We start from the raw sequence: 7,143 nt of genomic DNA, 5'->3' as shown, positions 1-7,143 counted from the left end.
CGAGGTCATCGAGCACGAGCGGACCACCTGGACCTCGTGGCGGCAGGTCGAGCAGGCCACCGCGTCCTGGGTCCACTGGTACAACCACGACCGCCCTGCACTCCTCGATCAGCCACGCCCCGCCCGTCGAATATGAGACCGCGCACTACGATTCAACCCGAAACCACAACAGGGCCGCTGCGGCCTAACAACGCCCTCCGGCAACTCCAGGCCGATTCAACCGCGTAGCAATGCGCGTAGTTAAGTGTGTTCTGGGCTCGGGGCAAGCGGATCGCGGTGCCCCGATGTGGTGGGGTGAACGGCAACGAGTCCTCTGGTGAATCGGGTCAACCCTTCACGCTCTTCCCGCCACCAGAGGCCTCGTTGTCACTCAGTCTGCCACTGCCACGATCACCGGCACCGTCACGGTCGCTGCGGGATTGTCGGGCTCCACTTGATGCGTTACGGATCGCGCTCCCGGTTGAACCGTTACACATCCGGCTAGATGACTCTTGGGTTGTTGCTGCTCTCAGGCTACTGGTGGTCAGTCCCAGAAGTTGAACAGCAGCTCGCCAACGGTGGTCGGCTTCCAGTAGTTGACTTGGTCGCGCTCGTAGGGGGCGAGAGCGCTCAGGTCGACCTGTGCCAGTGGGGTTCGTAGCTGCTCGACGGTGAGGACCTGGGCGTCGGTCAGGTTGATGGTGGCGGCGGCGAGGTCGTAGTGGTCGACGAACGTGACGGTGACGTCGCCGCTGGCTCGGGGGCGGGCGAAGGCGATGAGGGGCAGTGTGATGTGCCGCAGCACTGCGATGTGGTGCTGAGCGTGGGGGATGTCGACGGCGTGGAAGTTGGGCGTGACGCCGGCAGGAGTGACACCGGTGACGGTGGCGCCGATGGCGCGGGCGGCGTGGTGACAGACGGCGGTGAACACCGATGACGAGGGCGCCGCGGCTGCTGACGCGTCGTTCGACGCGTAGTGGTGCTGGTGGTGGTCCGGCGGGGCGGGCGTCACGGATGCGGGCCTGTTCGGTCGGGGTCAGCGGGTTGGGTAGGCTGCGCAGCAGGGTCCGGTCGGTGGACCACGGTGGTGTCGACCCAAAGCCCTATTGTCAGCCCGGCTCGCCTGCTCGCCGACCTCGGAGACATCGCCCGGTTCACCAGCCGCGCCCACTTCGCCTCGTGGAGCGGCACCGCGCCGATCGACGCCTCGTCCGGCGAGCAGAACCGGCACCGGCTCCAGAGCCGGGAACCGGCGCATCAACCGGGCGCTGCACATCATGGCCATCCTCCAGCTATGCCGTGACACCGAAGGCCGCCGCTACTGCCGGCGCCGACTGGCCGCGGGCAAAACCCCGATGGAGGCCCTACGGGCACTGAAACGGCGGCTGTCCGACATCGTCTACCGGCGGATGGTGGCCGACGCGAAGCTGGCCGGGACGGGTCCGGGAGGACACGTGGGGGCGACTCTGCAATCCAGCGCGGCCGACCTGAACCCCGAGATCGACACTTCGGAAAGTCACTTCCCGGACCCGCCACATCCAAGCCTAGAACAACCCTCGCCGCCGCCTCTTTACAACGGAGGGGTGCCAGACGCGGACGTCTCCCCGATTGACAGCGGTGAGCGTTTGTTGGCAGGTCGACATCATTTGATCGCCGATCCACACTGGGTGCATGGCAGCCGATGGGGAGGAATGCTCGGAACCTGTGGATCGATCGGGAAGGGGCGTACCTTCCCGGATGATCGTGTAGGTCTCGAGCACGGCCGACGTTGCACCGTCGGTCGGGAAAGGCACGCCCGGTGTTGACTGTAGTCGCCGAAGACGGGCAGCGACGTGATGGCGTCTCGCTGCTGGACGAGGTCGTTCGTGAGGGTGCGCGGCGGATGCTGGCTGCCGCGTTGGAAGCCGAGGTCGACGCCTATTTGGCGGAGCTGGCAAACGAACGTGACGAGCGGGGTCGCCGCCTGGTGGTGCGTAACGGCCATGCCCAGCCGCGGCAGGTAACGACCGGCGCCGGGCCGGTCGAAGTGATCGCGCCGCGGGTCAACGACAAGCGCACTGACCCGGCCACCGGCAAGCGCCGACGGTTCCGCTCGGCGATCCTGCCCCCGTGGTGCCGCAAGTCACCGAAGGTGGCCGAGGTGCTGCCCCTGCTGCACCTGCATGGCTTGTCGTCTGGGGACTTCGTGCCCGCCTTGGAGAAGTTCCTCGGCTCGGCCGCTGGCCTGTCCGCGGCGGCGATCACCCGGCTGACCGCGCAGTGGACCGATGACTACCACGCCTGGCGCCGGCGGGACCTGTCGCAGGTCGACTACGTGTACGTGTGGGCCGACGGGATCCACGTCAACGTCCGTCTCGACGAGGACAAACTCTGCCTGCTCGTGGTCGTCGGAGTCCGCGCCGACGGCACCAAGGAACTGGTCGCCCTGGCCGACGGCTACCGCGAATCGACCGGCTCCTGGGCCGATGTGCTGCGCGACTGCGCCCGCCGCGGCATGCGCGCCCCGGTCCTGGCCATCGGCGACGGTGCACTGGGGTTCTGGGCCGCGCTGCGGGAGGTGTTCCCCGACACCCGTGAACAGCGCGACTGGGTACACAAGACCGCCAACGTGCTCGCCGCGTTGCCGAAGTCCGCACACCCTGGGGCGAAGGCCGCCCTTGCCGAGATCTGGGGCGCCGAAGACAAGACCCACGCCCAGCTCGCCGCGAGGCGGTTCGCCGACCTGTACGGCGCGAAGTTCGGCAAGGCTGTCGCGAAGGTCACCGACGACCTCGACGTGCTGCTGACGTTCTACGACTACCCGGCCGAGCACTGGGTGCACCTGCGCACCTCGAACCCGATCGAGTCCACCTTCGCCACCGTCCGGCACCGCACCCGCGTCACCAAGGGACCCGGCAGCCGGGCCGCCGGCCTCGCGATGGCGTTCAAACTCATCGAAGCTGCCCAAGACCGGTGGCGGGCAGTCAACGCACCCCACCTCGTTGCCCTGGTCCGCGCCGACGCGACCTTCACCAACGGGCGACTCGTCGAACGACCCAGCGAGGCCGCCGCATAACAACTACCTATGTTGACTGAGCGTGTCTAGGCTGGGCGAATGTGGAGAGAAACCGCAGGCCAGGCGTTCAGCGACGCCGAGTTCAGGTCACCCGTTGAAGCCACTGCCCTGGCTGCTGCAGAGCAGCGTCTGGGGTGCAGCCTGCCGTCCGAGCTCGTCAGCCTGCTCCAGGAAACAGACGGCATCGTGGGGCCTTACGGGGTGGATACTGTCTGGCCCCTGGAACGAATTGTCGAGCAGAACCTGCACTTCTGGTCGGGGAGCACGTACGCAGACTTGTACATGCCGTTCGACGCGCTGATCTTCTTCGGCGACAGCGGCGACGGGGACCAGTTCGCCTTCGTCCGGACGCCCCAGCGTGCGGGCATCTTCGTGTGGGACCACGAGAACGACAGCCGGCGATGGGTTGCCCGAGATCTACAGGACTACCTAAAGCGTTCCCTTGCGGGTGACAGCGACGAGGAGTGGTACCGGTAGCCGAACAGCCGTAACCACTTCTCAGGTCCCACCAAACGCCTTGGCCGACACCTACCGGGCGACGGTTCCGGCGCGACAGCTCAACGCGCCCTGCCTCGTCGGCGTCGTCGGTGGCAGACCAGCCGTTAAACGATCTTGACCCACAGGTATTGACAATTGCTCGCGGTGCTCGGTGGCCGACACCTACACGATGACTACTACGTCGTGTACGTCAGCGCCGCCGAGGTGCGGGATGTGGCCGAGGCCCTGCGGACTGTCGACCGAACCTGGCTACGTCGCCGCTTCGATGCTATCGATGACCGCGACTACGACGGCGCCCAGGACGACGAAGACTTCGAGTACACCTGGGACAACCTTGTTGATGTTCAGGCGTTCTACGACCGAGCCGCCGCAGCGGAACGCGCAGTAATCTTCACTGCCACCTGAACCAAGATCAGGTGCGCTCATCTGGCACCCCTCTGTGTCAACAGGCCGCGGCGTGGGTTGTTCTAGGCTGGGGTCTGGCGGGTCCGGGAAGTGACTTTTCCGAAGTGTCGATCTGGGGGTTTGGGTCGGCCGCGCTGGATTGCAGAGTCGCCCCCGCGTGTCCTCCCGGGCCCGTCTTGACCAGCTTCGCGTCGGCCACCATCTGCCGGTAGACGATGTCGGACAGGCGCCGTTTCAGTGCCCGTAGGGCCTCCATCGGGGTTTTGCCCGCGGCCAGTCTGCGTCGGTAATAGCGGCGCCCTTCGGTGTCACGGCGCAGTTGAACGATGGCCATGATGTGCAGCGCGCGGTTGATGCGCCGGTTCCCGGCTCTGGAGCCGGTGCCGGTTCTGCTCGCCGGACGAGGCGTCGATCGGCGCGGTGCCGCTCCACGAGGCGAAGTGGGCGCGGCTGGTGAACCGGGCGATGTCTCCGATGTCGCCGAGCAGGCGGGCCGCGCCGGAGGGTCCGATGCCGGTCAAATTCATCAGCCGGCTGCCGGTGCTGTTGACCAGGTCGGTGAGTTCCTGTTTCGCGGTTTTGATTTTCTTGTCGATGACGACGAGTTCGCCGATCAGCTCGGAGGCCAGCCGGCGGCGGGTCTTGCCGACTACGTCGCGCGGGCGCACGGTGCCCAGCAGGGCGCGGGCTTGCTGGGCGGACAGGTCCTTCTTCGCGCCGCCGGGCACCAGTTCGAGTAGCAGGTGGTGCAGCCGGGAGACCACGTCGGTGCGGGCGCGGCCGAGCTGGTCACGGCGGTCGACGAGCAGCCGTAACGCGACTGTGGTGTCGTCGGTGACGACCTGCCGCAGACCTTCGGTGCGCAGGGCGACCACAGCGACGCTGCGGGCGTCGACCGGGTCGGTCTTGCGACCCTGGCCGGTGGCGAACACTCGGGCCCGGGCGGACAGCTTCGTGGGAACGTCCACGACGGTTTCGCCGTCGGAGACCAGGCGTTGAGCGACATGCCGGCCGATGCCGTTGCAGCCCTCGACCGCCTAAAGGCGGTCTTTGTGCTTGCGTCCGGCGGCGAGCATGGCCTGGTAGCCGTCGCGGTCGGTGCCGAACCGGCCCTGCCCGAGTGCCTTCTCCCGGGCGTTGATGATTTCGATGGTGGCGGAACGCTTGTGCGAGTCCATGCCGATGATGACCTGGGCCATCGTGTCCTCTCTCGATTCGACGGTGTTCGTCGACGGGAGGGCAGCGCTACCTTGAGCCGGGCAGTCCCCTGACTTGAGCCTCTCTCCGCCGCGGTGACCGGCGGAGCGCACGCCAGATGAGAGCCACACCAGCCTGCGGTGGGCAGCCGCGATGAGAGCGACCCCACCGGTCACCTCGACCAAGCCTGGCCGGGCTGCGGTCGTACCACCAGTCAATAGGTAGCCGCGATCCGCGCGCATGTCGCGGATCAGTTGGCTGACGTGTGTCGCGCATCAGTCGACCGAGGACACACCGGCTGCCGGCGATGTGCAACCGACGGTGATCGTTTACGCCTGGGTCGTGGTCTTCTGCTTGAGGCGTTCGTAAGGGGTCTGGCCGCCGAGGCCGCCGTGCGGTCGATCGTAGTTGTAGTAGTCCTCCCACTCGCGGAGCTTGTCGTTGAAGACCTCGGCGTCGTCGATGACGACGCCGTCGAGCATCCTCCGGTAGAACTCCTCGGCGTCGATGCGGTGTGACCTCTCCAACTTGCCGTTGAGCCGCGGCGTGCGGGGCTTGATGTAGGTGTGGGCGATGCCCTTGTCCAGCACGTGCCAGTGAAAGGCCGACTGGAACTCGGCGCCGTTGTCGGTCTGGATGACCTGCACCTGGAACGGCAGCCGCTGCAGCACGTAGTCCACGAACTGGATCGCGGTCTTCTGGTTGAGCTGCGGATAGATGCGCAGCACGCGCAGGCGGGTGCAGTCGTCGATCGCGGTGAACTGGTAGTACTTGTTGCGCCCGCCGCAGCGGCCGCCGGCTGAGCCGATGGGTTCGATGAACTTCACGTCGATCTGGACCCGGTGGCCGGGCAGCTGCTTCTCATACCGCTTCCACCGCTTGTCGTGGCGCTTGTAGCGCTGCGAGGCGGGCAGACGACTCATGTCCAGGCGCTTGAGGATCCGCCACACACCCGAGTGGCTGATCGCGACGTCGTGGTACCGCTTGAGGTACATCGCAATCTTCTCTGGGCCGAAGTGGTAGTTCTGCCGCAGGTAAATGATCTTCCCGACCACCTCGACGTGGGTGGCGTTCGGGCTGGTCCTGGGCCGCTTCGAGCGAGTGCGAAGCCCGTCGACGCCTTCGGCCTGGTAACGGCGGTACCAGATGTAGTACGCCTGCCGGCTGATCCCGTAATACCGGCACGTCAGCGCGACGTTGCCGCTGACCTCTTCGACGTGCCGGATGATCGCCAGGCGCCGCTTGGCCTCGCGGTCGAGCGGCGGGTGAGGGGTGGACATAGATGGTGTCGGGGTACGGCCTGGAGTGCAGAGCCTCGTACAGCTGATCTTGCAGAGGTGCGCACCGTTTGTCCGTTGTGTGCGGGTGGTTGGGGGTGAGGCTGCTCGGGTCGTGATCGGACCGGCGTGGGGCGGCTGGCGGTGGGGGCGTTGGATGAGCAGCGGTGGCTGGATGTGCGCCGGTTCCGGGCGCTGCACGGGGCTGGTGCGAGTGTTTCGGAGATCGCTCGTGAGACGGGTCTGAACTGGCGGACGGTGAAGAAGTACCTGGCTGCTGGTGCTGGCGAGGTGGTGCCGCCGGTTGCGGCGCGGCCGGCTCGTGGGCAGCTGATCGACGTGTTCGCGCACGTGGTCGATGCGTGGCTGCGGGCGGAGTTGCTGCTCAAGGGCACGGTGATCCATGAACGCCTGGTCGAGCAGTACGGGTTCACCGGTAACTACCAGCGGGTGAAGTTGTATCTGCAGCAGGCCCGGCCGCGGATCGCCGCGGAGCTGGGGATCAGTCCGGATCAGCTGGCCGGGCTGCATCGTCGGTTCGAGGTCGTCCCGGGCGCGCAGGCGCAGGTGGACTGGGGCGACGAGGGCGGCATCCTCGCTCACGTCGGGATCCCGAAGGTGTACTCGTTCCACATGGTGCTGTCGTACTCGCGGGATCCGTTCTGCTGCTTCACCACCAGCCAGGATCTGGCCGCGTTCTGGGAGTGTCACCGGCGGGCGTTCGCGCACTTC

At 66.7% G+C, this 7,143-nt stretch carries 8 protein-coding genes and 2 pseudogenes; 6 read left to right on the top strand and 4 right to left on the bottom strand.

Features of this window, described 5'->3' with window-relative positions; all coding sequences use genetic code 11:
• Positions 1–188: pseudogene (locus AB0873_RS31340) on the top strand (integrase core domain-containing protein); the annotation flags it as partial.
• A gap of 335 nt (positions 189–523) precedes the next feature.
• Here AB0873_RS31340 and AB0873_RS31335 read toward each other — a convergent pair.
• A complete protein-coding gene (locus AB0873_RS31335; RefSeq protein ID WP_366604316.1) occupies positions 524–991 on the bottom strand; it encodes a hypothetical protein in 468 nt (155 codons plus the stop codon).
• A gap of 72 nt (positions 992–1,063) precedes the next feature.
• Between AB0873_RS31335 and AB0873_RS31330 the strand changes: the two genes are divergently transcribed.
• From AB0873_RS31330 to AB0873_RS31315, 4 genes are all read left to right on the top strand, one after another.
• On the top strand, positions 1,064–1,282 hold the full coding sequence (locus tag AB0873_RS31330) for a transposase (protein ID WP_366604314.1): 219 nt from the start codon (positions 1,064–1,066) through the stop codon (positions 1,280–1,282).
• 495 nt (positions 1,283–1,777) lie between these two features.
• Complete coding sequence (locus AB0873_RS31325) at positions 1,778–3,034, top strand: IS256 family transposase (protein WP_366604312.1); 1,257 nt, start codon at positions 1,778–1,780, stop codon at positions 3,032–3,034.
• A gap of 39 nt (positions 3,035–3,073) precedes the next feature.
• Complete coding sequence (locus AB0873_RS31320) at positions 3,074–3,511, top strand: SMI1/KNR4 family protein (RefSeq protein WP_366604310.1); 438 nt, start codon at positions 3,074–3,076, stop codon at positions 3,509–3,511.
• A gap of 165 nt (positions 3,512–3,676) precedes the next feature.
• Complete coding sequence (locus tag AB0873_RS31315; protein WP_366604321.1) at positions 3,677–3,937, top strand: DUF1877 family protein; 261 nt, start codon at positions 3,677–3,679, stop codon at positions 3,935–3,937.
• Between the two features lie 308 nt (positions 3,938–4,245).
• On the opposite strand, the gene AB0873_RS31310 is transcribed toward AB0873_RS31315, so the two are convergent.
• The 3 genes from AB0873_RS31310 to AB0873_RS31300 form a co-directional block, all read right to left on the bottom strand.
• Positions 4,246–4,929, bottom strand: coding sequence for a transposase (locus AB0873_RS31310; protein ID WP_366604318.1), 684 nt, complete (start codon positions 4,927–4,929; stop codon positions 4,246–4,248).
• Positions 4,930–4,974: 45 nt separating this feature from the next.
• Entirely contained in the window at positions 4,975–5,136 is a 162-nt protein-coding gene (locus tag AB0873_RS31305; protein WP_366604308.1) for a hypothetical protein, read from the bottom strand.
• Between the two features lie 327 nt (positions 5,137–5,463).
• The gene (locus AB0873_RS31300; protein WP_366604306.1) at positions 5,464–6,414 is read right to left on the bottom strand and encodes an IS481 family transposase; all 951 of its coding nucleotides are present in this window, start codon (positions 6,412–6,414) and stop codon (positions 5,464–5,466) included.
• Between the two features lie 126 nt (positions 6,415–6,540).
• Between AB0873_RS31300 and AB0873_RS31295 the strand changes: the two are divergent.
• Positions 6,541–7,143 (top strand): annotated as a pseudogene (locus tag AB0873_RS31295) (IS21 family transposase); the annotation flags it as partial.

It is taken from the genome of Micromonospora sp. NPDC047707 (assembly GCF_040704235.1).
Taxonomy (GTDB): Bacteria; Actinomycetota; Actinomycetes; order Mycobacteriales; family Micromonosporaceae; genus Micromonospora.
This window is presented reverse-complemented; position numbering and strand designations above follow the sequence as displayed.

What these genes read in the sequence shown, in the direction of transcription:
- AB0873_RS31320 (WP_366604310.1), top strand. Translation starts at nt 3,074, where the DNA reads ATGTGGAGAGAAACCGCAGGCCAGGCGTTCAGCGACGCCGAGTTCAGG.
- AB0873_RS31305 (WP_366604308.1), bottom strand. Translation starts at nt 5,136, where the DNA reads ATGGCCCAGGTCATCATCGGCATGGACTCGCACAAGCGTTCCGCCACC.
- AB0873_RS31300 (WP_366604306.1), bottom strand. Translation starts at nt 6,414, where the DNA reads ATGTCCACCCCTCACCCGCCGCTCGACCGCGAGGCCAAGCGGCGCCTG.